The sequence below is a fragment of the Erythrobacter sp. RANMB8 genome, assembly GCF_056848235.1.
Map to the genome: position 1 here is coordinate 37,422 of NZ_JBREHG010000011.1, position 22,499 is coordinate 59,920.

Below are 22,499 nucleotides of genomic sequence, written 5' to 3' on the forward strand. Positions count from 1 at the left end.
AGTCGCAAAGGGCTGGCAAGCCTGCTTGCCCCGGCACAGCCCGGTTTTGCGCGGGTTTCAGCAGTTTTGGTAAGGGGCAGGCGCGGCCTAGCCGTGCCGGTAGCCGAGATTGGCCGGGCTGGTCAGGGGTGTTGCCCCGTAAAGCAGGGGTGCAGAGCCGCTTTCCCGCACAGTGCCGATCCGGCTGGCGGCAACCGGCAGCACCGTGTCCGGGGCAGCGGTGAACAGCAGTTCGTAATCATCGCCCCAGCGGACGCAGTCGTCGCGGCGGTCCCTGTCGGCAACAGGAATCGCATCGGGATCGAGCGCGAAGGTCATGCGGTTGAGGCTCGCCATCCGCCAGCAATCGAGCAGCAGCCCGTCGGAGATATCCATCATCGCGCTGACCAGCGGGGCAAGTGCCCGCCCTTCGGCAAGGCGCGGCAGCGGCCGGTCAAAGGCAGCGCGGTGTTCGGCCACACCCTCGAACCCGAGCAGCGCGCAGCCGATGGTTCCGGTGACATAGATCGCATCGCCCGCCTTCGCTCCTGCGCGGGCGGGGACGGGATGATGGGTGGCACGCCCGATCGCGGTCATGGCATAGGTGCTCGCGCCGGTCGCCGCGACCGTATCGCCGCCCAGCAGCGGCACATCATAGGCCTCCAGCGCCTCGCGCAGGCCTTTGAGGAAGCGGGCATCGTCGCGCCCCAGCGCATGGCCCAGCAGCACCCCGACCGGCTCTGCGCCTTTGGAGGCAAGGTCCGAAAGGTTGGTCGTCACCAGCTTCCATGCCACATCGGCCATATCGGCATCGGGGCGGAAATGGGTGTCTTCGGCCATCATCTCGTGATTGATGACCAGCGTTTCGCCGCCGATGGTGATCAACGCGCAATCATCGTCGAGATTGCGGGCGCCGGTATGCAGCGGCAGACGGCGCAAGGCGGCGATGAATTCGGGTTCGTTCATGGCCATGAACGCTGTGTTACCCTGCGCGCACATCCTTGGCCACGGCATCGAGAATGCCGTTCACGAATTTTGCCTGCCCGTCGTCAAAGAACGCCTTGGCGACTTCGACATATTCGTTGATCGCGACGGCCGGCGGCACATCGGCGCGGGCCAGCAGTTCGTAGGTGCCTGCGCGCAGCACCTGCAACATCGCCTTGTCGAGCCGCGTCAGGCTCCACCCTGCAGCCAGCTTTCCGGACAGCACCGTGTCGATCTCGTCGCGCCGGGCATCCACGCCGCGCACCACATCGTCGAAAAACGGCACTTCGGCATCGGCATATTCGGCATCGTCGAAATCATCATCGTCGATGGTGCGGCCCAGGCGGTGCTGGTGGAATTCGTCGAGCAGGCGGGCAAGCGCGGTGCCCTCCATATGCTGCTGGTAGAGCGCCTGCACGGCGGCGAGCCGCGCTGCGGAGCGGGCTTTGGAACGGGCGGGCTGGTTCATTTGATCCTCAGTTCCACGGACTTGGCGTGGGCAGGCAGCCCCTCGGCATGGGCGAGGGTTGCGGCGGCGGGGCCGATTGCGGCGAAGGAGGCTGCATCGAGCCCCAGAAAGCTGGTGCGCTTCATGAAATCGAGCACCGAAAGCCCGCTGGAAAAGCGTGCGCGGCGCCCGGTGGGCAGCACGTGATTGGGGCCGGCGACATAATCGCCCACGGCCTCGGGTGTCATCCGGCCAAGGAAGATGCTGCCCGCATGGCGGATGGCACGCATCAGCGGCTCGGGATCGTCGACCGCCAGCTCGACATGCTCGGCGGCTAGCCGGTTGGCGAGGGCGGGGGCTTCGGCCAGCAGATCGTTGACGACGATGATCACGCCGTGCGCGTCCCAGCTGGCGCGGGCGGTCTTGCCGGTCGCGAGCCGGGTGATCTGCAAGTCGACACAATCCTCAACCTGCCGCGCAAACCCGGCGTCGTCGGTGATCAGGATCGATTGCGAGGTCGGGTCATGTTCGGCCTGCGACAGCAGGTCGGCAGCGATCCAGTCGGGATCGTTCTTTCCATCGGCGATGACGAGGATTTCCGAAGGCCCGGCGACCATGTCGATGCCGACCACGCCGTAAAGCTGGCGCTTGGCTTCCGCCACCCAGGCATTGCCGGGGCCGGTGATGACATCGACCGGGCGGATGCGATCGGTGCCATAGGCCAGCGCGCCCACCGCCTGCGCGCCGCCGACGCGCCAGATCTCGTCCACACCCGCGATATGTGCGGCAGCCAGCACCATCGGGTTCGACTGACCCTTGGGCGTCGGGGTGACGACCACCAGCCGTTCGACACCTGCGACCCGCGCCGGGATGGCATTCATCAGCAGCGATGAAGGGTAGGCCGCCCGCCCGCCGGGAACATAGAGCCCCGCGGCATCCACCGCCCGCCAGATCGCGCCCAGCCGAACGCCGGCAGCATCGGTGTAATCGCGATCCTGCGGCAGCTGCGCTTCGTGATAGGCACGGATGCGGGCAGCGGCGAGTTCCAGCGCATCGCGCAGATCGGGCGCAAGTTCGCGGTAGGCCTGCTCGCACCGTTCGCGCGAAATCGACCAGTCGGCCTCGTCAGTCAGCGCATAGCCATCGAAGCGCTGCGTATATTCCACCAGCGCCGCATCGCCGCGCAGCTTCACCGTCTGGAGAATATCGGCGACCTGGCCCGCGACATCGCTGTCGGATTCGCGACGGGCATCGACGATCCGGTCGAACTTGTGCGGGAAATCGGGATCGAGCGTAGAGAGGATCGGGGTCATGCGGCCTGTGCCTCGCTGCGGCTTTCGGCATCGCGCCGGAACGCGGCGACCAGCGCGGCAACCCGCGGGTCGGTTTTCAGCGCGGTGCGGTTGACGATCAGGCGCGCGGAAATCTCGATGATCACATCGGTTTCGACAAGGCCGTTTTCCTTCAGCGTCTTGCCAGTCGAGACCAGATCGACGATCTGGCGCGCCAGACCCAGCGAAGGGGCGAGCTCCATCGCGCCGTTCAGCTTGACGCATTCGGCCTGCACCCCGGCGGCCTCGAAATGGCGGCGGGTGAGATTGGGGTACTTGGTCGCCACACGCAGATGGCTGGCGCTGCCCGCCTGATCCGCGTCGCTTGCCAGCCGGGCGACGGACAGGCGGCACAGCCCGATGCCGAGATCGACCGGCGCATAGAGATCGGCGTAGTCGAATTCCTCGATCACATCCGATCCGACAATCCCGATCTGCGCTGCTCCGTGCGCGACAAAAGTCGCCACATCAAAGGCGCGCACGCGGATCAGGCGCATGTCCGGGCGGTTGGTGCCGAAGGACAGGGCGCGGCTCTTGGGATCGTGGAACTCGGCGTCGGGTTCCACCCCGGCACGCGCCATCACCGGCAGCGCTTCATCGAGAATGCGCCCCTTGGGGACAGCGAAGGTCAGCTGTCCGGGATTGTTTGGATTGCCAATGCTGGTCATGATCGCCCGCGCACTTAAGGGCGGACGGGCGAAAGGGCAATGGCAATGGCGACGGCGGATCAGGGAATCATGGCGCTGGAAGACTTTGCCGCAGCGCTCGACTGGCAGGCCCGTCATGCCGAGGAAAACGGAGCGCCTGCGACTGCACGGGTGATCCGGGCGCTGGCGTGCGTGCGTGCCAGCGACACGGCGACCGGGCGGCGGATTGCAGGCTGGCCGGGCCTGACGCTCAAGGATGCGATGCCGCTCAGGATCGCGGGCGGGTTTCACCACCTGCTGCTGACCGGCGCGGACGAACGATTGGCGGCGGTCTATTCGGGCGCGATGACCGATCAGGCCGAGGTGGACGCTTTGGTGTTGGACCTCACGCATCGCTTCGATGCGCGGCTGCTGCCATGGCTCGACGGGCCGCCGCAGACCAACGAGGCAGGCCGTGCGGCGAGCATCATGGCAGGACTCCTGTGGCTGGCGCAGCGGGTGCAGGTGCCGCGGTTCGATCTGTTCGAGCTGGGCGCAAGCGCCGGGGTCAACACCATGATCGACCGCTATTTCTTCCGGCTGGGTGAGGCCGAAGTGGGGCCGCCGCATTCGCCCATGCGGATTGTGCCCGAATGGCGCGGTGCATCGCCTCCCGCGCCGCCTGCCGGGTTCGCGATCACGGGGGTGAAGGGCTGCGACATTGCACCGATCAACCTCGCCGATCCGGAGGCGGCGCTGCGCCTGAAAGCCTATGTCTGGCCCGATGCGGGCGAGCGGCTGGCACGGATCGACGCGGCGATTGCGCTGGCGGGCGATCAGCCGCCCGATCTGGTCGCCGCCGATGCGGGGGACTTTGCCGCCGCGATGCTTGCCCGCCCGCCGCAGTCAGGGACGGCGCGGGTGATGTTCCATTCGATCATGTGGCAATACATGCCCGCCGCCACGCAAGCGCGGATCACCGCAGCGTTCGAGGCAAAGGGTGCCGAAGCGACCCCCGAGACCCCGCTCGGCTGGATCGCTCTGGAGACCGACCCTGCGACCTTCCGCCACGAATTGCGCGTGCGCCTGTGGGACGGCGCCAGCCACCACGGCGAGGAGCACCTGCTGTCCCACGCCCATCCGCATGGGGCATGGGTTGAGTGGCTCGCCGGTTAGTCTGCCAGAAATGCCTCCATCGCCGCGTTCACCGCCTCCGGCGCTTCCCACGGCACGAAATGCCCGCAATCCGGCACCTGCACGATGGTGAGCGGATCGATGATATCCTCCAGCCCTTCAAGGTTTTCGGGCGGCAGGGCGAGATCGTCCAGCGCCCAGATCACCAGCGTCGGGATGGTCAGCTTCGGCAGGGCAGGGGGCGTCCAGCCTTCAGGGATCGCGAAGGGCGCGTCCATCGTCGGCACGTCGATCGGGCTGGCGCGGTAGTAGTTGAGCATCCCGAAGGCCGCATCGCGGTTCTGCCAGTCGAGCAGCAGAGCGTCGCGCTCTTCAGGTTCCATCTTGCTCGGGCGGTCCCACTTCACTTCCTTCAGCAGCAGGCCGGTGAGCCCGTGCTCCTTGACCAGCGGGTCATTGGCAGGATCGCGGAAGCCGCGGATGTACTGGCTCGCCTCGCGCTGGACCGGGTTGGTGTAGAGCAGTTTCTGGAAGATCACCGGATGGGGCGCATTGGCAATCACCGCGCGGGTGACTCTCGCATGTTGCCCGCCAATCGCGACACCCCAGGCAATCGCGCCGCCCCAGTCGTGGCCGACGATGGTGAACTGCGCGATCCCCAGCGCGTCGGCCAGCAGGAACACATCGCCGATCAGCTTGTCGGGAGTATAGGCGCTCACCTCCTGCGGCTTCGACGAGGCGCGATAGCCGCGCTGGTCGGGCGCGATGCAGCGGAACCGGTCGCTGAAATGCGCGATCTGGTGCCGCCATGTGCGGTGGCTTTCGGGAAAGCCGTGGAGGAAGATCAGCACCGGCGCATCGACCGGTCCTTCATCGACGATGTTGAGATGGATGCCGTTCGGCAGCGCCACGCGCTTCAGATCGAACCCGCTCATTCGGCCGCCTCCAGCTTTTCCATATAGCCCTTCGCGACCAGGCCCGCGATCTGATCGAACAGCGCATCGGGCGTACGGCGCAATTCGCCCATCGCCAGCTCGCTGCCTTCGGCGACGATGATCTCGCGGGTCCCCGCCGCCATGCCGTCGAGCATTGCCTTTGCCGCGACATCGGCGGGAATGCCGTTGTCGATCGCCGGATCGGACTTGCCGCGCGCCTCCCCGGCGGCAGTCAGCGCATTGCGCGAGACATTGGTGGCGACCGATCCGGGAAAGATGGTGTGGACGCTGACCCCGCTCTGCGACAATTCGCCCCGCAAGGCATCGGCATAGCCCGCCAGACCGAACTTGGCCGCGCAATAGGCGGTGCGCATCGGCACCCCGACCTTGCCTGCGATCGAGGAAATGAACCCCAGCGCGCCGGAGCCACGCCCGGCCATATGGCCGATCAGGCCTTGGGCAAAGGCGATCTGCGCGGTGAGATCGACGTCGATGATGTCGCGATAGACCTGCATTGCGGTCGTCAGTGCGCGGCTGCGCTGCGAGATGCCGGCATTGGCAAAGGCGATGTCGACGCCGCCCTTCCACGCGATGGCCTTGGCGGTCGCGTCGGCGAGCGCGGCTTCATCGCGAACGTCAAAGGGCAGCAACAGGCTCCCACCGCAATCCGCTGCAACCTCGGCCAGTCGCGCTTCGTCCCGCCCTGACAGCACCACATGTGCGCCGCGTGCCGCCAGTTCCCGCGCCAGCGCCGCGCCGATTCCCGATGATGCACCGGTGATCCACGCCACCTTGCCAGCAAAATCCATCATTCTCTCCCGAAGCTGTTTTCAGGGATAGCTGACGGTCTTGGGCTTTTCGGGCAAGGGGATAAATTCGTCCTCGTCGCCGGGGACGGCGGGAAAGCGGCCCTGCTGCCAGTCTTCCTTGGCCTGATTGATCCGTTCGCGGTCCGAACTGACGAAGTTCCAGAACACGTGGCGCGGGGTGGTAAAGGCCTCGCCGCCCAGCAGCATGACCCGCCCGCCGGTTGCGCTGGAAAGCCGCATCGCCTTGCCCGGTGCGAGCACCGCAAGCTGGTAGCGTTCCAGCACCACGCCATCGACCTCGGCCGCGCCGTCAACCAGCATCACCGCGCGCTCGTCAGCCCCGGCATCCAGAGGGATTGCGCCGCCCGGCTCCAGCACGATGTCGGCATAGATCGTTTCGGCATAGGTCGTCGTCGGCGCACGGCTGCCCCACAGGCTGCCCATGATCACCCATGCTTTCGCGCCCTTGTCTGCCACCACCGGCAGATCGGTTACCGCCTCGAAAGCAGGGTCGATCTCCTCGCGCCCGTCGGGCAGCGCCAGCCAGGTCTGCATCCCGAACATGCCGGGGTTGGTCGCAAGCTCGCCCTTGGGGCTGCGTTCGGAATGGACGATCCCGCGCCCTGCGGTCATCAGATTGACCTGACCCGGGCGGATCGTGGCGAAGGTGCCAAGGCTGTCACGGTGGTCGATCGCGCCATCGAACAGCCATGTCACGGTCGCCAGATTGATGTGCGGGTGCGGGCGCACGCCCATCCCGTCGCCGGTCAGATCGGCGGGGCCGAACTGGTCCACGAAGATGAACGGGCCGACCATGGTGCGCGCCTTCGAAGGCAGCACCCGGCGCACGGTGAAATCGCCCAGATCGTGGCTGACGGGGGTGATAGTCTGGGTGATCATCTGCGCGTGCCCTGTTCGATCATGGCGTTGATGGTCACAGGAAAGACCGCTTCGGGCCAGTTGGCAAGCTCCGCCCGGGTGAACCAGCGGTGCTGCGTCATCAGCTGTTGCTCCAGCGCGGTGTGCCGAGAGGTGTCGATCCGCGCGTCTGCCACATGGACGATGAAAAAGCGTTCGTCGGCCTGCACCGGCTCGCCCTCGACGGTGACGAATTCGGGGGTCAGGCGGGCGATTTCAGGGCCGGGATCGGCGGTAATGCCGGTCTCCTCGAGCAATTCGCGCCGGGCGGCATCGGCGAATGTCTCGCCGGGCTCGCACTCGCCGCCTGCCGTGACCCAGAACGGATCGCGCCCCGGCACATCATAGCGAAACATCAGCGCCCGTCCTTCGGGGTCAAGCACGATGATCCGCGCCGCCCGCCGCAGGCGCAGTGCGGAATTAAGCACTGTCCGGCACGCCCGCCTTGATCGCCACCGCGTGCACCCGCTGGCCGACAATGTCACCCAGCGCCGCGATCACCGCACGCTGGCGGGCGAGGCGGTTCATTGCGATGAAAGCGGCTGCGTCGATCTCGATGGTGAAATGCGATTCGCCCGATCCGTCGTCGCCCATGTGGCCATGGTGTTTCGCGCTGTCGTTGATGATCGCGAGGCGGGTGGGGGCGAAGGCCGCAGTCAGAAGCTCATGCATTTCCTCGGCAACGGACATCGGGTCTTTCCTTCTTTGCAAGCAGGGGCGCGCAGATCAGGCTTGGAACTTGGGAGCCGGATCGCCATTCTCAAGAGCTATGCCTTCACCACGATTCCATGGCCGCGTCGAGAGCACGGGGCGCGAATGCGAAGCGCCCGGCTGCCGCGAGCCGGGCGAGTTCCGTGCGCCCGGCCGCCGTCCGCACGGGTTCGACGGGCCGGGCGAATGGCGCTGGTTCTGCCTGCAACATGTGCGCGAATTCAACGCCGGGTATGACTGGTTCGAGGGCATGAGCGCCGAGGAGATCATCGCCGCGCACTCCCCGCTGGCAGGCTGGCAGAGCGAAACCCGCGCCTTTCGCCCTGATGCGGGCATTGATGGCGTGCCGCGCTGGGCCGATTATGCCGATCCGCTCGATGCCATTTCGGCCCGCGCCCGCGGCATCCGCAGCCGCGCCGAACGCGAGGCGCGCACCGCCATGGGCGGACGTTTCAGCCGCGAGGAAGCGCAGGCGCTGGAGACGATGGGGCTCGGCTCCGACACCGACCGCACGCGGCTGCGGCGGCGCTATTCCGAACTGGTGCGGCGCTACCATCCCGACCGCAACGGCGGCGACCGGCGGCACGAGGCGCGGCTGACCGCGGTGGTCGATGCCTACCAGCTGCTCAGGAAAAGCGCCGCCTTGGCGTAAAGCCCTCCGCCCCTGACCTGATCCGGGGCCCAGCTTTCTTGACGCCGTTCGGTCAGAAAAAGCGCCGCTGGGCCCCGGGTCAAGCCCGGGGCGGGGCAGGGGCCTAGCCCTGCGCGCCCTTGATGATCGCGGCGTCGATGGCGTTGGCCTCGGCATAGGCGGGGCGCTGGGTGATCCGGTCGACATAGGCGCGGAAAGCCGGGCGCTCGGGGATCGAGCCGAAACGCAGGCCCCAGACGAACTGGCTGCCCACGTAGGTATCGGCCATGGTGAAGCGGCTTCCGGCAATGAAATCATGCTTTGATAGCCACCCGTCCAGCGCATCGAGCACCATGTCGAGGCTGCCGAAGCCTGCCATGCCCTGCTTGCCTTCGGGCACTTCCCAGCCCATCGCCCTTCCGACCACCGCCTGTTCCAGCGGCCCGGCGCCGAAGAACAGCCAGCGGAAATAGGCGGCTTTCTCGTGGCTTTCTGGCAGCAGGCCTTTGGCGGGGTGGGTTTCGGCGAGGTAGTGGTTGATCGCCGCACATTCGGTGACGACGTGATCCTGGCCTTGCGAGTGGTGCACCAGCGCGGGCACCTTGTTCATCGGGTTGATGTCCTTGAAGGTCGCTGGCCGCGTTGCCCAGTCGAACACCACCTGATCGTAATCGGCGCCGGCCTCGTGCAGCGCCCAGCGCGATATCTGCCCGCGGCTCATGGCGACGGTGTAGAAGGTGAATTCTGCCATGGATCGTCTCTCCCCCGTGGTTCCTATTTGCGCGCCGGTGCCTGCCGGAACGCCCAGCGCAGGGTGCGGCCCATGCCCCATGTCGCGGCGCGGGCGGGCAGGGCGGTCAGCACCGGGCGTTGCAGATGCAGCATGGTGCGGGCCCAATCGGGCAGCATCGCCACGGCATCGGCGGTGATCATGGTCTGCACGCTGCGCGGCGTGCCTTTGGGGCGCTGGCTCAGCACCAGCTGCGCCACCTCGCGGGCCTCCGGCGAAGTGCGAAGATCGTGGCGCAAGGCGCGGAAAATCCTGTCCGCCTCGGCGCGGGTTTCCGGCACCGGATCTGCGCCGAGCATCCGTGCAATCACCGCGAACTGGCGGTAGTATTCATCCTGCTCCGCGCCCGGCATATCGGGCCGGACATGGCGCAGATATCCGGCGAGAAAACTCTGCGCCTCGGTCACGTGGACCCATGCCAGCGTGCGCGGATTGGTTGCCTGGTAGGGCGTGCCATCGGGCAGGGTGCCGCCGACCTTCGCGTGGATACGGTTCACCCGCCCGATCGCTTTTGCCGCCTCGTCGCGGTGGGCGAAGGTCGTCACCGCGATGAAGCGCGCCGTGCGTTGCAGGCGGCCGTGCATGTCCTCGCGGAAATTGGAATGGTCGAGCACGCCCTGCAGCGCTTCCGGATGGAGCATCTGGAGCAGCAGTGCGCGCACGCCGCCGGTCATCATCCCGACAATATCGGCGTGCACCTGCCGGATCGGGCTGTCCCGCTCGAACAGCGCCTCGTCCGAAGGCGGGGTAGGTTGCTGGCCTTTGGACTGGTCGTGAAACACCCCGCGCACTTGCGATACCAGCCTGAGGCGCAGCGATTCGACCGGATCGGGCATGACAGCCGGTATAGGGGCGAACGCGGCGGGAGGGAAACGCGCTCGTCAAATTGCGAGGCATTTGCCCCAAACCACTGCTTGCAGGGGCGCGCCATGATGTTTAACCGTCCCGCCGCAATGACCTCTTCGATCCCTTCCGGCGCCAGCGCCATGCCCACCCAGCCCGACACCACCATCGATGTGCGCGAAACCTTCGGCATCGATGTCGACTGGCAGGTTCCCGCCTTCTCGGTGAAGGACGAGCACGTGCCTGAAACCGATGGCGCCTATGTGTTCGATCCGGACACCACGCTGGCGATCCTTGCAGGCTTTGCCCACAACCGCCGCGTGATGGTGCAGGGCTATCACGGCACGGGCAAATCGACCCACATCGAACAGGTCGCCGCCCGCCTCAACTGGCCCTCGATCCGCGTGAACCTTGATGCACACATCAGCCGTATCGATCTGGTCGGGCGCGATGCGATCGTGCTGAAGGACGGTTTGCAGGTCACCGAGTTCAAGGAAGGCATCCTGCCCTGGGCCTTGCAACACCCCGTCGCACTGACCTTTGACGAATATGACGCAGGCCGTCCGGACGTGATGTTCGTGATCCAGCGCATTCTCGAATTCGATGGCCGCCTGACCCTGCTTGACCAGAACCGCGTGATCACGCCCAACCCGTGGTTCCGCCTGTTCGCGACCACCAACACCGTCGGCCTTGGCGACACCAGCGGGCTGTATCACGGCACGCAGGCGATCAATCAGGCGCAGATGGACCGCTGGAACATCGTCGTCGCGCTGAACTACCTCGCGCCGCACGTCGAGCAGCAGATCGTCAAGTCCAAGACCCCGCAGGCCGATGACAAGCTGATTGCCGACATGGTCAAGGTGGCCGAACTGACCCGTCAGGGCTTCATCAACGGCGACATCTCGACCGTGATGAGCCCGCGCACGGTGATCACCTGGGCACAGAACGCCGCGATCTTCGGTTCGGTCGGCTTCGCCTTCCGCCTCTCCTTCCTCAACAAGTGCGACGAGGCGGAGCGCACGCTGGTGGCAGAGTATTACCAGCGCGTGTTCGGCGAAGACCTGCCCGAAGGCGCGGCGAAGAAGCGTTAACCAAGCCGCTTGCTCCCCAGTGTCATAGGCTGATAACACAGCCCCGACATGGCGTTGTTCGACCGATTCTGGAAAGCTTCCCGCTCGCGTGCCGACGAGGGTGCCGGCACGCCCGCAGGTTTCTACCCGCTCTACGAATCGATGCGGCCCGTCGATCCTGACGAGGACGATGTCCCGCGCCCGCGCCCATCGGGCAAACCCGATTTTGCCGCGTGGGACGCCAAACTGGCCGGGATCGACGATGCTGTCGCCATCGAGGAGCGCCGCCGCCTGCGCTGGTGGCAGCGCGATTACTGGCGCGAACGTTCGAAGCTCTGGTGGACGGGGCGCGGGATCATGGCGGGCCTTGCTCTGTTCGTGGTGCTGATCGGCTGGCTGACCTTCACTGCGCCGCTTTCCAAAAGCCTGGAACCCATTGCCCCGCCGCAGGTCACGCTGCTGGCGAGTGACGGCACCCCGATTGCGCGCAGCGGCGCGGTGGTGGAAGCCCCGGTCAAGGTCGCCGATCTGCCGCCGCACGTGGTGCAGGCCTTCATCGCGATCGAGGACCGGCGGTTCTATTCGCATTGGGGGATCGACCCGCGCGGCATCGCCCGGGCGGTGTGGACCGGATATGGCGGGGGATCGACGATCACCCAGCAGCTTGCCAAGTTCACCTTCCTCACGCCCGAACAAAGCCTCAGCCGCAAGGCACGCGAGGCGCTGATCGCGTTCTGGCTGGAAAGCTGGCTGACCAAGGATGAAATCCTCGAACGCTACCTGTCGAACGCCTATTTCGGCGACAACCAATACGGCCTGCGCGCCGCGTCCTTGCACTATTTCTACCGCCAGCCCGAAAAGCTGCGGCCCGAACAGGCGGCGATGCTGGCGGGGTTGTTGCAGGCACCTTCGCGCTATGCGCCCACGAAGCATTACGACAAGGCGCAGGCGCGCATGGAACTGGTCATCAAGTCGATGGTCGAGGAAGGCTATCTGACCGAGGCCGAGGCCAAGGCGCTGCCCGATCCGCGCATCGATGTGCGCACGCGGGACGATAACCTGCCGACCGGCACCTATTTCGCCGACTGGGCGCTGCCGCTCGCCCGCGAGGGGATGGAGGCGAGCTATTCGAAGCAGGTGCTAACCACCACGCTCGATGCGCGGCTGCAATCGCTGGCAAACCGTGTGGTGACGCGCGCTCCGCTCGGCGGCGCGCAGGTCGCGCTGGTCGCCATGCGCCGCAACGGCGAGGTGGTGGCGATGGTGGGCGGGCGCGATTATGGCAAATCGCCCTTCAACCGCGTGACGCAGGCCCGCCGCCAGCCGGGATCGACCTTCAAGACCTTCGTCTACATCGCCGCGCTTGAAGCCGGGTGGGAGCCGGACGATACCATCCCCAACACCGAAATCACGCAAGGCAGCTATCGCCCCAAGAATGCGCGCGGGGCCTATTCCGACCAGATCACGCTGGAAAATGCCTTTGCCCAATCAAGCAATGTCGCCGCGGTGCGCCTGTTGCAGGCGGTGGGTAGCGACAAGGTGATCCGCACCGCCCGTTCGCTCGGCATCACTGCCGACATGGCAGAGGGCGACCCCAGCCTTGCGCTCGGCACTTCGGCGATGACGCTGATGGAACTGACCGCTGCCTATGCGGGGATCGCTGCGAACGAATACCCGGTCGAACCCCACGCCTTCCCGCGCGGCGAGCAGAGCTGGTGGGACTGGCTGACCACCCGCAAGGACAGCCTGTCACGCGGCACGCACGAGGATATCGAGACGATGCTGCGCGCCGCGATCAACCGCGGCACCGGGCGCAATGCGGTGCTGCCCATCGCCAATTACGGCAAGACCGGCACCACGCAGGATTACCGCGACGCGCTGTTCGTGGGCTATGCCGGCGATCTGGTGGTGGGCGTGTGGATCGGCAATGACGACAACACCCCGATGAAGAACGTCACCGGCGGCAGCACGCCCGCGCGCATCTGGCGCGATTTCATGCGCGGGGCGCTCAAGATCGAAGCCGCGCCGCGGCCCAAACCCAGCGACACGCCCGATCCCGAAGGCCCGATCCAGCAGCTTGATATCGAGGGCGGAGAAATCCCGCTTGGGCAGGATGGCGCCACGCTCAGCATCGAAAGCAATGGCGTGACCATCAGGCAGGAAGGCGTGCCAGTCGAGGTGCGCGTGGGCGAGGGCGGACTGGTCGTCCAGCCTGCACCAGCCCCGACCGCGACCCCGCCGCCCTAGCTGGTCAAAAACCGTTCGGGCTGAGCTTGTCGAAGCCCTGCCCTTTCTTCAGCTGCCAGCAATCAAGAAGAACTGTCCTTCGACAGGCTCAGGACGAACGGAAACCACTCTAAACCATCAGGATATTCATCACCGCGGTCGCAATCGGGCGCGATCGGTCATTCTGCCAGGCTTCCACCGTGACATTGGCATTGCGCCGCCCCAGCCGCGTGATTCGGCCGATGGCGAAGCTCGCCTGCGATTTGCCCGCGGCGAGATATTGCACGGTGATGTTGATCGGCTTCAGCTGCGGATCGCGCCCGGCGGCCAGCAGCGCGGTGCGCAGCGCGGCATAGCCGGCATTTTCGAGCAGTCCTGCGGTCGCCCCGCCGTGGAAGTGCTGCGGGCGGCCTTCGACCGTCGGCCCGAAACCGACCGACAGCACCGGCATCCCGTCTTCCTCGCCGACAATGCCGATGCCGAGCGAGCGGGCATAGGCGGGCAGTTCCAGCGGATCAGTCATCGCCGCCACCCCGCAGGGCCGGGTTTTCCTGCCGCGGATCGGCCCCGATGGTCATGAACACGCCCGCGACATGGGCCACCGGATCGTCCGGGTCGTCATCATAGGCGATGCCGCGCACAAAGGCGGCCGAGCGTGTGCGGCGGTAACATTCGACGCGGCCCCTCACGCTCGCCCGTTCGCGCGCCGGGCGCTGGTAATCGACCCTGAGATCCAGCGTCGCGACCGGATTGAAGCTGCCCGCCGTCTGCCAGATCGCCATCCCGCTCGCCATGTCCATCAGGCTGATGATCGGACCGGAGGCGAGCACCGGGCGGCTGGCGTCGCCCAGCAGGTCCTCGCGCCAGGGCAATTCCAGTTCGACCCAGTTGTCGCCTTGATCGGTGAATTTGAGGCCAAGCCAGCCGGTGTGGCCATGGCGGAAGAACCAGCGCGATGCCTCGCGCGCGTCGAACCGTGCAGGGGGGGTGTTCATGGCTGCTGTGCATAGGAGCGCGGGGGCGCGGGTTACAATCATTTAATTTCGCGGGAGCGCGGTGCTCGGTCACTTTGGCCAAAGCGGCCTGCGAGGGGCAGGGCGCGAACAAGCGAAGGGGAGCAAAGCGATGAAATTTCCCAAAATCAGCCTCGACCAGATACCCGGACTGGAAACCGCGCAGGCGCTGTTCGGATCGGTGATGCAGGCCGGCAACGGGCCGGATGACCGGATCGTGGAGATTATGGTCTATCTCTACGAGATCATCCCGCCGCCGCCCCCGCCGCCGGTGTTCTGAGCCACGGGGCGAGGGCAGGCCATGCTGGTCGATCCCGCCATCGCGATGCTGCGGAGCGCGCCTGCTCCGCAGCACCGCACCGAAGCCGCGCTGGCGGCGTGGCGCAGCCTGCCGGAAGTTGAGGCTGCCCGCGGCGAACTGGCGCGTTACGATGCCGGCGAGCCGCTTGAGGCTCTGCCAGCCCTGGCGCGCCTGATTGCCGGTCATGATGCGGCAAGCGCGCTGGCGAGCGGGTTCATCACCGTATTGTGCGATGCGCTGCGGGCCGAGCCGCTCGCCCATGTGCCGCTGGGCCACGCGACGAGCCCCGGCTTTGCGCGCTTGCGGCTCGCAGCATCGGGGCGCGCTGCGCTGACGCTGGCAGCCTATGCGAAGCGGCCGTGCGAGCAGCCGGTTTCGGCCCTGTTCGAAGACGGCGTGGCACACGAAATCATCATTGCAGGCGCGGGGCTTGCGCTGGTCCACCGGCGGGAACAGGGCCGGTTGGCGACGCGGGAGGCCCGACTTGCCCCCGGCACCCGCCTGCACCGCAAAGGGCGGGAGGATGCGCGCCAGATCGTCGCTGTCACCCGCCCGCTGCTGGTGCTGCAACTCACCCGCGAGGCGGCGCAGCCCGCGCCATCGCAGGAAATCGCGCTCGCCGATGGCCGCCTCATCAAGACGATCAGCGGCTGCAAGCACACCAGCCAGCAGATCATGGCGCTGGCAGTGCTCGGCGCGCTGGAACATGAGGCGGCAGTGCCTGCCATGGCGGCGCTGGCCCGCGACCGGTCGAAGGCGGCCGACCTGCGCTGGGAAGCGCTGCGTCAGTGCATCGCGATGGACGCGGCGAAAGGTCTGGCGGTGCTGGCGGCGTTCGCGCGCGACGCCGGTGATCCGCTACAGGCCCCGGCCGGTGCGCTTCAACGCCAGCTTGCCGCCGCTCACCCCGGTCTTGATGCCCTTTTGCCGGAGCCTGCCTGATGCCGCTGGTGATCGACAATCCCTCTGATGAAGCCTGCTCGCTGCCCGAATGCATCGAGGCATTGGGCGATCTCGGCTTCGATGCCGATGATCCCGCCAGCACGGCGGCAGCGGCAGGCTGGCTGCGGCGGCTGGCGAACAACCGCAGCTTTCTGGGCGATCTGCTGGTTGACCGGCTGACAGGGCGGGGCGGGGAGGAGATTGCCAGCGGCTACGGCCCGCAGGCCATCGTGCTCAGCCGCCCGCGGGACAATCGCCCGAATGCCGCCTTCCTGCGCGCCGCGATCTGGCCCTCGCCGCGCGATCACGTGTTCCAGGCCAGCGGCGCAGGCAGCTTCGTCTATGGTGCGGCGCATGACCACAATTTCGATTTTCTCACCGTGGGATACTGCGGGCCGGGCTATGCCAGCGACTATTACGAGTGTGATTATGAGCGCCTGGCGGGCTTTCCGGGGGAGGATGCCCGGCTGCGCTTCGTCGGGCGTTCGACGCTCACTCCCGGCAAGTTGATGCTTTATCGCCGCCATGTCGATGTGCACAGCCAGCTGCCGCCTGAAAGCCTGTCGGTCTCGGTCAATGTCATGCGGCTCGATCCGGCGCAGGGGTGGTTCGACCAGTATGGCTTCGATCTGGAAAGCGGCACGGTGGCGCGCTGGCTCAACCCGCTGGCGGTCGAGGCGTTTCTGCGGGTCGCGGTCGCGAGCGGGGCGGAAAGCGCGCTGGATTATGCCGAATGGGTCGGCACGCGCCACCCGAGCGACCGGATGCGGCTGGCCAGTTTCGAGGCGCGGGCGCAGATGTGTGATGCTGCCGATGCCGACGCCTTGTGGCGGGCTGGCGAGTTGTCGGGGAGCCGGATGGTGGCAGGCGCGGCGCGGGCGCGGCGGGCGCTGTTGACGGGCTAAAGCACCCCGCCTGCGAGCCGGTCGATCGCGCCTTGCAGGATCACCGCGGCGGCATGGCTATCAATCGCGGCGGCGCGTTTGGCGCGGCTCATGTCCTGCCCGATCATCGCCGCTTCGGCGGCTTGTGTGGACCAGCGTTCGTCCCACAGCAGGATCGGCAGCGCGAAGGCTTCGGCCATGTTGCGGGCATAGGCGCGGGAGGCCTGCGCACGCGGGCCTTCGCTGCCGTCCATGTTGCGCGGCAGGCCCAGCACGATGCCGCGCACCGATCGTGTCCTGATCAGCTCGGCCAGCGTTTCGCGATCCCGGCCCCACTTGCCGCGGCTGATGGTGGTGCCGTTGGTGGCAAAGCGCCAGCCGGCATCGCAGGTCGACGTGCCGATGGTCTTGGTGCCGAGATCGAGGCCGAGCAGCGTGCCCCCATCCCCCACCGCATCGCCAAAGGCGCGGGCGTCTTCGAAGATCACTCCGCCGCCGCCCATGCATCGGCCCGGCGGATCACATCGGCGCGGGTGTTGGCCCAGAACAGCGGCAGATCATAGACATGGTAATTGTTGCCCGGCAGCACATAGCTGCCCATTTCCGGCGGAGGGCCGATCAGCAGCAGCCCGCGCTTGTCGCAGCGCGCGGGGACAAGGCCCGGCACCAGTTCGCCCTTTTCCATGCTGTCTTCGGGCACCAGCGTGCCGAGATTGGCGCTGGCGGGCGCACTGCCGCCATACATGCCGGTCAGCGGATTGGTGCACAGGATCGCGCTATTGCCTGGCCGGTCGCCATCGAGCGCGGTCGAGGCGGCGTAATAGCCGAGGATGCTCGACGGATCGGCCGGTTCGGCAAAGCTCGACCAGCTCATGATGCAGCCCGCCTGATCCGCACCGGCGCAGGCGGGGAAGCCGATGACGGGCAGATCGTGCTCCATGCTCACCGGCCAGCCGACGATATAGGCCGCCACCATCCGTCGGGCGACGGGCGATCCGCGCACTTCCTCGGCCAGCAGGCGCTTCAGATGCAGCGCGCCCTGCGAATGGCCTGCGAGCACCACCGGCATGTCGGGCGCGATCGAGGAGAGGAAATAGCGGTAGGCCTCCAGCACATCGGCATAGGCGGCATCGATGGCCTTGGTCGCTTCCGTCGCGTCGGTCAGGAACGCGCCCATCGTGGCCTGCCGGTAACGCGGCGCCCAGATTTCCGATGCGGCGTTGAAGGGGCTGGCCATGCCGCGCAGATAGATGCGGGCGATGCGTTCTGCCTCGGGGTCGCCGCCATTTTCCAGCGGGGCGTTCCAGCTTGACCGGTTGAGGAAGCTGGTCGGGTGGACGAAGAACACCGCAAAACGCTGCTTCGGTTCGGCAGGCGTGGGCAGCAGGCCGCGATCGCTGGCATAGGCGGGCTGCCAGCGGGCCGGATCGCTCACCCCGATGCCGGGGCGCGAATACCACAGCCTGGGGTCTTCATAGGCGTTGTCTTCAAGCGGCTTGACCGGTGCAAACTCCGCCGAAGGCACCAGCGCGATCTGGGCCAGCTCGTCCTGAAACAGCTCGTAGGCAATCCGCCCGGCGATGAACAGGACGATGAAGAAAGCGACGATATAGAGGAACTTGCGGGCCATGGCTCAGCGCGCCTTTCAGCTATTGCGCGGCAGGCTTGGCAGCAGTGCCTTCGGCCTGCGGCGGGCGCAGGGTGGTCCAGGCCCGGTCACCGCGCAGGCTGGAGAACCAGCTTGCCGGGTTCCAGGTGGTGGAGCCATCGAGGCTGAAGGTGATGAACTCCGCCCGTCCGCCGATATTGGCGAGGGGCACCGCGCCGCCCAGCCCGCTTTCCTCGGCGGCAGCGCGGCTGTCGGCGCTTTCGTCGCGGTTGTCGCCCATCACGAAGACATGGCCTTCGGGCACGGTGTAGGGCCCGTAATTGTCGAGCCGCTGGTCGGTGTAATCGATGGTGAGATAGGTCGCGCCATTGGGCAGGGTTTCGCGCCAGGTGGGCGGGGCGAAAAAGTCTTTCCCGTCAGGGCCGGTCTCGCGGTAATTCTCGAAGGCGCTGAGGCACGGCGCGCCGCGGCACAGCAGGTCGGGTTCGAACGGCAGGCGCACCGGCGGCACCACCTCGCGCTTGATTGGCACCCCGTCGAGGATGATCTGCCCGCCGCGCACTTCGATGGTATCGCCCGGCAGCGCGACCACGCGCTTGATGTAGTCCTCGTCGCGCAGGGGATGCACGGGGATCACGATATCGCCGTATTCAGGTGTGCCCGCCCAGATGCGCGTGTCGCTGCGCGGGAGGAGGTGGAAGCTCGCCGAGGCCCACGACCAGCCATAGGGATACTTGCTCACCACCAGCCGGTCCCCCACCCACAGGCTCGGCATCATCGAGGTCGAGGGGATGTAGAAGGGCTTGGCCACAAGACTGTGGAAGGCGAGCACCGCCAGCAGCATGATCGCCAGCCCGCGGATTTCCGCGATCCAGTCAACCTTTTCGGCGGGTTGCGTAGTGTCGGTGGTTGCCATTGATGGAGCCGCTTCAGAGAGGGATGGCTTCGATGATCACGAAGGCCTGCGCCCAGGGGTGATCATCGGTGAGGGTCAGGTGGATGCGGGCCTCATGGCCTGCCGGGATCATTTCTTCAAGCCGCTTTGCCGCGCCGCCGGTCAGCGCCAGCGTCGGCGCGCCCGAGGGGGCGTTGACGACGCCGATGTCCTTCATGAACACCCCGCGCTTGAACCCTGTCCCGACCGCCTTGGAGAAGGCCTCCTTGGCGGCGAAGCGCTTGGCATAGGTGCCGGCAATGGTGAAGGGCCGGCGGCGGGCCTTGGCAATCTCGACCTCGGTGAACACGCGGTTCTCGAACCGCTCGCCATAACGCGCGAGGGAATTGCCGATCCGCTCGATATTGCAGAGGTCGCTGCCCATGCCGATGATCACGACGGCTCCCCCAAGCCGTCGCCCCGGACTTGATCCGGGGTCCCGCTTCCTTGATCGCAACGCTTCATTTGAACGCTCTTATGATAACAGCCACCAGCAAGCCGACCGCCACCACGTGCAGCATCACCTGCGCCTTGAACAGCGGGTGAGCGAAGTCGCCCTTGGCGACGCGGCCTGCGCCGACGAAGCCGAAAATCATCAGCGCCAGCCAGCCGACCGCAAAGACCTTCATCACGCCGGTGTTGAGCGCAAAGCCCAGAAAACCCACCGCCAGCAGGAACAGCCCGGCGGCGGCAAAGGCCCAGCGCTTCTGCTCGCCGGAAAGGGCAGGGAGGTCAGGCTCGCTCACCGCACCTCGTCCATCAGCTCGCGCATCCGGCGGATCGCGCCCTCAAGCCCGACGAACACCGCCTCGCCGATCAGGTAGTGGCCGATGTTGAGTTCGGCGATCTGCGGGATGGCGGCGATGGGCTGGACGTTGTCGAAGGTGAGGCCGTGGCCCGCGTGCGGCTCGATCCCGTTCTTGGCAGCCAGCGCAGCCATGTCGGTGATGCGGCGCAATTCGCGCTCCACCCGTTCGCGGTCGCCATCAAGGAAGGCGTGGGCATATTCGCCGGTGTGGAATTCCACCACCGGCGCGCTCAATCGCAGGGCAGCGTCAAGCTGCCGCTCGTCCGCCTCGATGAACAGCGAGACGCGGATGCCGGCACTGCGCAGTTCTTCGCAGATCGGCACCAGCGTGTTGTGCATCCCTGCCGCGTCGAGCCCGCCTTCGGTGGTGCGTTCCTCGCGCTTTTCGGGGACAATGCAGGCAGCGTGCGGCTTATGACGCAAGGCGATGGCGAGCATTTCCGGCGTCGCGGCCATTTCGAGGTTCAGGGGCAGGCTGGTCGCCGCCTGAATACGTGCCAGATCCTCGTCACGGATATGGCGGCGGTCTTCGCGCAGGTGTGCGGTGATCCCGTCCCCGCCCACGGCCGCAACGATTTCTGCCGCGCGCACCGGATCGGGATGATCCCCGCCGCGCGCGTTGCGGATCGTCGCGACGTGATCGATGTTCACGCCGAGACGAAGTGGGCGGGGATGGGCGGTCTGGTTCATTCTTTCCTGCTTCCGGGCTTTGTCACTTCTACGCGTGCCAAGGCCTCGGGGATGTCGCTTTCGTCGTATGTCGGAAAATCAATGGCGAGCAGCGGGTAGAACGGCACGCCCAGATCGACCGAACCGCAAGACCGGTCGATGATGGCGCATTCGGCGATCACCTCGCCGCCTTCACGCGCTACGGCAGCGATGGCCTCGCGGCTGGAAAGCCCTGTGGTGACGACATCTTCCACCATCAGCACCCTTGCGCCCTTTTCCAGCGCGAAGCCGCGGCGCAGGTGGAACACGCCTTCGGGCCGTTCAAGGAAGAGTGCATCCTTGCCCAGCGCCCGGCCGACCTCATGGCCGATGATGATCCCGCCCATCGCGGGCGAGACCACCACATCGATGGAATCGCGCACCGCCGCGGGGATGCCTGCGACCACCGCTTCGGCCAGCCGGGCAGCGCGGGCGGGGTTCATCAGCACGCGGGCGCATTGCAGGTAATGTCCACTATGGCGGCCTGAAGACAGCTTGAAGTGGCCTTCGAGCAATGCACCCGAGGCGCGGAATTCGGCCAGCACTTCATCTTCGGTCACGGGCGAACTCCTCGGAATACAAAGGGGAAAATGCCGACTTGCGCGGCAAACATGGAGGCTTGCATAATTTTCTCCCTAGAAGCGCTTGAGGCACTCGGCAAGCGCGGCTAAGGGCGAGGATGAAGCTGGCCTATGGGCTGGCCAAACGCTGTCATGCATACCGATCCGAGGGGGCCGGACTGCGGGCAGTATGGGATCAGATTCGAACCACTTGGGCACATGATAATGGGTCAGAGGCACACCCGTATGAAAAAGGCTATTCTGGCAGTTCTGGCTGCCGGGTTGACGGCGTTTGCGCCGATGACCGTTGCGGCGCAGGACGCCGCCGCTCCCGCTCCTGCTGCTGTCGAGGCGGCGGCCACGTCGGTCGCCACGCAGGCCACCGCGCCCGATGCCGCGACAGTCGAGGCGGTGGCTGCGGCCTCGACCGAGACTGCGGGCTCCTACACCCCGATGGCTCCGACCAAGGGCAAGGGCATGCCGACATCGTATCAGGATGATGCGATGAAGAGCCTGACCTTCCAGGACCAGTATTCCGATAACGGCGCCTATGCGCTGTGGATGCACGACGCGATCCTGCTGCCGGTGATCACCTTCATCAGCCTGTTCGTGCTCGGCCTGCTGCTCTACGTGGTGGTGCGTTTCAATCGCCGGTCCAATCCGGTCGCTTCGAAGACCACGCACAACACCATGATCGAAGTGGTCTGGACGATCGTTCCGGTGATCATCCTGGTAATCATCGCCGTGCCCTCGATCACGCTGCTGGCCCGCCAGTACGAAACCCCGCCGGCGGACGCGGTCACCATCAAGGCGACCGGCTACCAGTGGTACTGGGGCTACACCTACCCCGATCACGGCGAGATCGAAGTGATCTCGAACATGCTGCCCGAGGAAGAAGCGCTGAAGCGTGGCGAGCCGGGCCAGCTGGCGGTCGATAACCGCATGGTCGTGCCTGCCGGCGTGCCGCTGCGCATCCAGACCACTGCCACCGACGTGATCCACGCCTTCGCGGTGCCGTCGCTGTGGTTCAAGATGGACGCGGTGCCGGGCCGTCTCAACGAAAAGCTGCTGACCATCAAGGAGCCGGGCGTCTATTACGGCCAGTGTTCCGAACTGTGCGGCGCGCGTCACGCCTACATGCCCATCGCCATCGAGGCGCTGCCCCCCGAGCAGTTTGCCGAGTGGGTGAAGTCGCAGGGCGGCTCGATGCCGGGCGCCGAGGAAGCTGCTCCGGCAGCGGCGCCGGCCCCGGCCGAAGCGGCTGCGCCGGTCGCCGGCTGAGCTCCGCGTCAAGACGTTTGAACG

General features: G+C 66.4%; 28 protein-coding genes. 8 read left to right on the top strand and 20 right to left on the bottom strand.

What is annotated here, in order from left to right:
* Positions 1 to 87: 87 nt before the first annotated feature.
* The 4 genes from thiL to hisG are packed head-to-tail and all read right to left on the bottom strand — an operon-like array spanning position 88 to position 3,410.
* Positions 88 to 945 carry a thiamine-phosphate kinase gene (gene thiL / locus ACU0AG_RS12290; RefSeq protein ID WP_482782650.1) on the bottom strand — a complete coding sequence of 286 codons (858 nt, stop codon included), beginning with the start codon at positions 943 to 945 and terminating at the stop codon, positions 88 to 90.
* A 16-nt stretch (positions 946 to 961) separates the two neighbouring features.
* Positions 962 to 1,432 (bottom strand): transcription antitermination factor NusB, encoded by a 471-nt coding sequence (gene nusB / locus ACU0AG_RS12295; RefSeq protein ID WP_482782572.1) that lies wholly within the window; start codon positions 1,430 to 1,432, stop codon positions 962 to 964.
* The gene (gene hisD / locus ACU0AG_RS12300; RefSeq protein ID WP_482782573.1) at positions 1,429 to 2,724 is read right to left on the bottom strand and encodes a histidinol dehydrogenase; all 1,296 of its coding nucleotides are present in this window, start codon (positions 2,722 to 2,724) and stop codon (positions 1,429 to 1,431) included. Before hisD ends, nusB begins: the two co-directional genes overlap by 4 nt.
* A complete protein-coding gene (hisG, locus tag ACU0AG_RS12305) occupies positions 2,721 to 3,410 on the bottom strand; it encodes an ATP phosphoribosyltransferase (protein ID WP_482782574.1) in 690 nt (229 codons plus the stop codon). The genes hisD and hisG overlap by 4 nt, the downstream gene beginning before the upstream one ends.
* Positions 3,411 to 3,455: 45 nt before the next feature.
* On the opposite strand from hisG, the gene ACU0AG_RS12310 reads away from it, so the two are divergent.
* Positions 3,456 to 4,544: a DUF2332 domain-containing protein gene (locus ACU0AG_RS12310; protein WP_482782575.1), complete on the top strand. Its 1,089-nt coding sequence runs from the start codon at positions 3,456 to 3,458 to the stop codon at positions 4,542 to 4,544.
* Here the strand turns inward: ACU0AG_RS12310 and ACU0AG_RS12315 are convergent.
* Genes ACU0AG_RS12315 through ACU0AG_RS12335 form a run of 5 tightly spaced genes read right to left on the bottom strand, consistent with a single transcriptional unit; the run spans position 4,541 to position 7,836 of the window.
* Positions 4,541 to 5,437: an alpha/beta fold hydrolase gene (locus ACU0AG_RS12315; protein WP_482782576.1), complete on the bottom strand. Its 897-nt coding sequence runs from the start codon at positions 5,435 to 5,437 to the stop codon at positions 4,541 to 4,543. The genes ACU0AG_RS12310 and ACU0AG_RS12315 overlap by 4 nt on opposite strands.
* Positions 5,434 to 6,246 carry an SDR family NAD(P)-dependent oxidoreductase gene (locus ACU0AG_RS12320; protein ID WP_482782577.1) on the bottom strand — a complete coding sequence of 271 codons (813 nt, stop codon included), beginning with the start codon at positions 6,244 to 6,246 and terminating at the stop codon, positions 5,434 to 5,436. The genes ACU0AG_RS12315 and ACU0AG_RS12320 overlap by 4 nt, the downstream gene beginning before the upstream one ends.
* A gap of 21 nt (positions 6,247 to 6,267) precedes the next feature.
* A complete protein-coding gene (locus tag ACU0AG_RS12325) occupies positions 6,268 to 7,146 on the bottom strand; it encodes a pirin family protein (protein WP_482782578.1) in 879 nt (292 codons plus the stop codon).
* Positions 7,143 to 7,592, bottom strand: coding sequence for an NUDIX hydrolase (locus tag ACU0AG_RS12330; protein ID WP_482782579.1), 450 nt, complete (start codon positions 7,590 to 7,592; stop codon positions 7,143 to 7,145). Before ACU0AG_RS12330 ends, ACU0AG_RS12325 begins: the two co-directional genes overlap by 4 nt.
* Positions 7,585 to 7,836 carry a BolA family protein gene (locus tag ACU0AG_RS12335; protein ID WP_482782580.1) on the bottom strand — a complete coding sequence of 84 codons (252 nt, stop codon included), beginning with the start codon at positions 7,834 to 7,836 and terminating at the stop codon, positions 7,585 to 7,587. Before ACU0AG_RS12335 ends, ACU0AG_RS12330 begins: the two co-directional genes overlap by 8 nt.
* 97 nt (positions 7,837 to 7,933) lie before the next feature.
* Here ACU0AG_RS12335 and ACU0AG_RS12340 point away from each other — a divergent pair, with 97 nt between their 5' ends.
* Positions 7,934 to 8,527 carry a J domain-containing protein gene (locus tag ACU0AG_RS12340; protein WP_482782581.1) on the top strand — a complete coding sequence of 198 codons (594 nt, stop codon included), beginning with the start codon at positions 7,934 to 7,936 and terminating at the stop codon, positions 8,525 to 8,527.
* Between the two features lie 103 nt (positions 8,528 to 8,630).
* Here ACU0AG_RS12340 and ACU0AG_RS12345 read toward each other — a convergent pair whose 3' ends face one another.
* Both ACU0AG_RS12345 and ACU0AG_RS12350 read right to left on the bottom strand, forming a co-directional pair.
* On the bottom strand, positions 8,631 to 9,257 hold the full coding sequence (locus ACU0AG_RS12345) for a glutathione S-transferase family protein (protein WP_482782582.1): 627 nt from the start codon (positions 9,255 to 9,257) through the stop codon (positions 8,631 to 8,633).
* Between the two features lie 23 nt (positions 9,258 to 9,280).
* Positions 9,281 to 10,132: an oxygenase MpaB family protein gene (locus tag ACU0AG_RS12350; protein WP_482782583.1), complete on the bottom strand. Its 852-nt coding sequence runs from the start codon at positions 10,130 to 10,132 to the stop codon at positions 9,281 to 9,283.
* A 117-nt stretch (positions 10,133 to 10,249) separates the two neighbouring features.
* On the opposite strand from ACU0AG_RS12350, the gene cobS reads away from it, so the two are divergent.
* Together cobS and ACU0AG_RS12360 are read left to right on the top strand one after the other, a co-directional pair.
* Complete coding sequence (gene cobS / locus ACU0AG_RS12355) at positions 10,250 to 11,230, top strand: cobaltochelatase subunit CobS (RefSeq protein WP_482782584.1); 981 nt, start codon at positions 10,250 to 10,252, stop codon at positions 11,228 to 11,230.
* 48 nt (positions 11,231 to 11,278) lie between these two features.
* A complete protein-coding gene (locus ACU0AG_RS12360) occupies positions 11,279 to 13,456 on the top strand; it encodes a transglycosylase domain-containing protein (protein ID WP_482782585.1) in 2,178 nt (725 codons plus the stop codon).
* 109 nt (positions 13,457 to 13,565) lie between these two features.
* Here the strand turns inward: ACU0AG_RS12360 and ACU0AG_RS12365 are convergent, their stop codons facing one another.
* Both ACU0AG_RS12365 and ACU0AG_RS12370 read right to left on the bottom strand, forming a co-directional pair.
* On the bottom strand, positions 13,566 to 13,958 hold the full coding sequence (locus ACU0AG_RS12365; RefSeq protein WP_482782586.1) for a PaaI family thioesterase: 393 nt from the start codon (positions 13,956 to 13,958) through the stop codon (positions 13,566 to 13,568).
* Positions 13,951 to 14,430 (bottom strand): PaaI family thioesterase, encoded by a 480-nt coding sequence (locus ACU0AG_RS12370; protein ID WP_482782587.1) that lies wholly within the window; start codon positions 14,428 to 14,430, stop codon positions 13,951 to 13,953. Before ACU0AG_RS12370 ends, ACU0AG_RS12365 begins: the two co-directional genes overlap by 8 nt.
* Positions 14,431 to 14,560: 130 nt before the next feature.
* On the opposite strand from ACU0AG_RS12370, the gene ACU0AG_RS12375 reads away from it, so the two are divergent.
* Genes ACU0AG_RS12375 through ACU0AG_RS12385 form a run of 3 tightly spaced genes read left to right on the top strand, consistent with a single transcriptional unit; the run spans position 14,561 to position 16,596 of the window.
* Positions 14,561 to 14,728 carry a hypothetical protein gene (locus ACU0AG_RS12375; protein ID WP_482782588.1) on the top strand — a complete coding sequence of 56 codons (168 nt, stop codon included), beginning with the start codon at positions 14,561 to 14,563 and terminating at the stop codon, positions 14,726 to 14,728.
* A 21-nt stretch (positions 14,729 to 14,749) separates the two neighbouring features.
* Positions 14,750 to 15,691: a hypothetical protein gene (locus ACU0AG_RS12380; protein WP_482782589.1), complete on the top strand. Its 942-nt coding sequence runs from the start codon at positions 14,750 to 14,752 to the stop codon at positions 15,689 to 15,691.
* A complete protein-coding gene (locus ACU0AG_RS12385) occupies positions 15,691 to 16,596 on the top strand; it encodes a transposase (protein WP_482782590.1) in 906 nt (301 codons plus the stop codon). The genes ACU0AG_RS12380 and ACU0AG_RS12385 overlap by 1 nt, the downstream gene beginning before the upstream one ends.
* Here ACU0AG_RS12385 and ruvX read toward each other — a convergent pair.
* The 7 genes from ruvX to pyrE form a co-directional block, all read right to left on the bottom strand.
* Complete coding sequence (gene ruvX, locus ACU0AG_RS12390) at positions 16,593 to 17,078, bottom strand: Holliday junction resolvase RuvX (protein WP_482782591.1); 486 nt, start codon at positions 17,076 to 17,078, stop codon at positions 16,593 to 16,595. The two genes, ACU0AG_RS12385 and ruvX, sit on opposite strands and share 4 nt — an antisense overlap.
* Entirely contained in the window at positions 17,060 to 18,205 is a 1,146-nt protein-coding gene (locus ACU0AG_RS12395) for a DUF3089 domain-containing protein (protein WP_482782592.1), read from the bottom strand. Before ACU0AG_RS12395 ends, ruvX begins: the two co-directional genes overlap by 19 nt.
* A 19-nt stretch (positions 18,206 to 18,224) precedes the next feature.
* Positions 18,225 to 19,100, bottom strand: a complete 876-nt coding sequence (gene lepB / locus ACU0AG_RS12400) for a signal peptidase I (RefSeq protein ID WP_482782593.1) — start codon at positions 19,098 to 19,100, stop codon at positions 18,225 to 18,227.
* Positions 19,101 to 19,113: 13 nt separating this feature from the next.
* A complete protein-coding gene (acpS, locus tag ACU0AG_RS12405; protein WP_482782594.1) occupies positions 19,114 to 19,515 on the bottom strand; it encodes a holo-ACP synthase in 402 nt (133 codons plus the stop codon).
* 64 nt (positions 19,516 to 19,579) lie between these two features.
* The gene (locus ACU0AG_RS12410; RefSeq protein ID WP_482782595.1) at positions 19,580 to 19,864 is read right to left on the bottom strand and encodes a pyridoxal phosphate biosynthetic protein; all 285 of its coding nucleotides are present in this window, start codon (positions 19,862 to 19,864) and stop codon (positions 19,580 to 19,582) included.
* On the bottom strand, positions 19,861 to 20,616 hold the full coding sequence (locus ACU0AG_RS12415; protein WP_482782596.1) for a pyridoxine 5'-phosphate synthase: 756 nt from the start codon (positions 20,614 to 20,616) through the stop codon (positions 19,861 to 19,863). The genes ACU0AG_RS12410 and ACU0AG_RS12415 overlap by 4 nt, the downstream gene beginning before the upstream one ends.
* Positions 20,613 to 21,194, bottom strand: coding sequence for an orotate phosphoribosyltransferase (pyrE, locus tag ACU0AG_RS12420; RefSeq protein ID WP_482782597.1), 582 nt, complete (start codon positions 21,192 to 21,194; stop codon positions 20,613 to 20,615). Before pyrE ends, ACU0AG_RS12415 begins: the two co-directional genes overlap by 4 nt.
* A gap of 246 nt (positions 21,195 to 21,440) precedes the next feature.
* Here pyrE and coxB point away from each other — a divergent pair, with 246 nt between their 5' ends.
* Entirely contained in the window at positions 21,441 to 22,475 is a 1,035-nt protein-coding gene (gene coxB, locus ACU0AG_RS12425; protein WP_482782598.1) for a cytochrome c oxidase subunit II, read from the top strand.
* Positions 22,476 to 22,499: the final 24 nt, after the last annotated feature.

What these genes read in the sequence shown, in the direction of transcription:
- ACU0AG_RS12365 (WP_482782586.1), bottom strand. Translation starts at nt 13,958, where the DNA reads ATGACTGATCCGCTGGAACTGCCCGCCTATGCCCGCTCGCTCGGCATC.
- ACU0AG_RS12335 (WP_482782580.1), bottom strand. Translation starts at nt 7,836, where the DNA reads ATGCATGAGCTTCTGACTGCGGCCTTCGCCCCCACCCGCCTCGCGATC.
- hisD (WP_482782573.1), bottom strand. Translation starts at nt 2,724, where the DNA reads ATGACCCCGATCCTCTCTACGCTCGATCCCGATTTCCCGCACAAGTTC.
- ACU0AG_RS12350 (WP_482782583.1), bottom strand. Translation starts at nt 10,132, where the DNA reads ATGCCCGATCCGGTCGAATCGCTGCGCCTCAGGCTGGTATCGCAAGTG.
- lepB (WP_482782593.1), bottom strand. Translation starts at nt 19,100, where the DNA reads ATGGCAACCACCGACACTACGCAACCCGCCGAAAAGGTTGACTGGATC.
- hisG (WP_482782574.1), bottom strand. Translation starts at nt 3,410, where the DNA reads ATGACCAGCATTGGCAATCCAAACAATCCCGGACAGCTGACCTTCGCT.
- ACU0AG_RS12340 (WP_482782581.1), top strand. Translation starts at nt 7,934, where the DNA reads ATGCCTTCACCACGATTCCATGGCCGCGTCGAGAGCACGGGGCGCGAA.
- nusB (WP_482782572.1), bottom strand. Translation starts at nt 1,432, where the DNA reads ATGAACCAGCCCGCCCGTTCCAAAGCCCGCTCCGCAGCGCGGCTCGCC.
- ruvX (WP_482782591.1), bottom strand. Translation starts at nt 17,078, where the DNA reads ATGGGCGGCGGCGGAGTGATCTTCGAAGACGCCCGCGCCTTTGGCGAT.
- cobS (WP_482782584.1), top strand. Translation starts at nt 10,250, where the DNA reads ATGACCTCTTCGATCCCTTCCGGCGCCAGCGCCATGCCCACCCAGCCC.
- coxB (WP_482782598.1), top strand. Translation starts at nt 21,441, where the DNA reads ATGAAAAAGGCTATTCTGGCAGTTCTGGCTGCCGGGTTGACGGCGTTT.
- ACU0AG_RS12360 (WP_482782585.1), top strand. Translation starts at nt 11,279, where the DNA reads ATGGCGTTGTTCGACCGATTCTGGAAAGCTTCCCGCTCGCGTGCCGAC.
- thiL (WP_482782650.1), bottom strand. Translation starts at nt 945, where the DNA reads ATGAACGAACCCGAATTCATCGCCGCCTTGCGCCGTCTGCCGCTGCAT.
- ACU0AG_RS12375 (WP_482782588.1), top strand. Translation starts at nt 14,561, where the DNA reads ATGAAATTTCCCAAAATCAGCCTCGACCAGATACCCGGACTGGAAACC.
- ACU0AG_RS12325 (WP_482782578.1), bottom strand. Translation starts at nt 7,146, where the DNA reads ATGATCACCCAGACTATCACCCCCGTCAGCCACGATCTGGGCGATTTC.
- ACU0AG_RS12320 (WP_482782577.1), bottom strand. Translation starts at nt 6,246, where the DNA reads ATGGATTTTGCTGGCAAGGTGGCGTGGATCACCGGTGCATCATCGGGA.
- ACU0AG_RS12380 (WP_482782589.1), top strand. Translation starts at nt 14,750, where the DNA reads ATGCTGGTCGATCCCGCCATCGCGATGCTGCGGAGCGCGCCTGCTCCG.
- ACU0AG_RS12370 (WP_482782587.1), bottom strand. Translation starts at nt 14,430, where the DNA reads ATGAACACCCCCCCTGCACGGTTCGACGCGCGCGAGGCATCGCGCTGG.
- ACU0AG_RS12415 (WP_482782596.1), bottom strand. Translation starts at nt 20,616, where the DNA reads ATGAACCAGACCGCCCATCCCCGCCCACTTCGTCTCGGCGTGAACATC.
- ACU0AG_RS12385 (WP_482782590.1), top strand. Translation starts at nt 15,691, where the DNA reads ATGCCGCTGGTGATCGACAATCCCTCTGATGAAGCCTGCTCGCTGCCC.
- ACU0AG_RS12345 (WP_482782582.1), bottom strand. Translation starts at nt 9,257, where the DNA reads ATGGCAGAATTCACCTTCTACACCGTCGCCATGAGCCGCGGGCAGATA.
- ACU0AG_RS12395 (WP_482782592.1), bottom strand. Translation starts at nt 18,205, where the DNA reads ATGGCCCGCAAGTTCCTCTATATCGTCGCTTTCTTCATCGTCCTGTTC.
- ACU0AG_RS12315 (WP_482782576.1), bottom strand. Translation starts at nt 5,437, where the DNA reads ATGAGCGGGTTCGATCTGAAGCGCGTGGCGCTGCCGAACGGCATCCAT.
- ACU0AG_RS12310 (WP_482782575.1), top strand. Translation starts at nt 3,456, where the DNA reads ATGGCGACGGCGGATCAGGGAATCATGGCGCTGGAAGACTTTGCCGCA.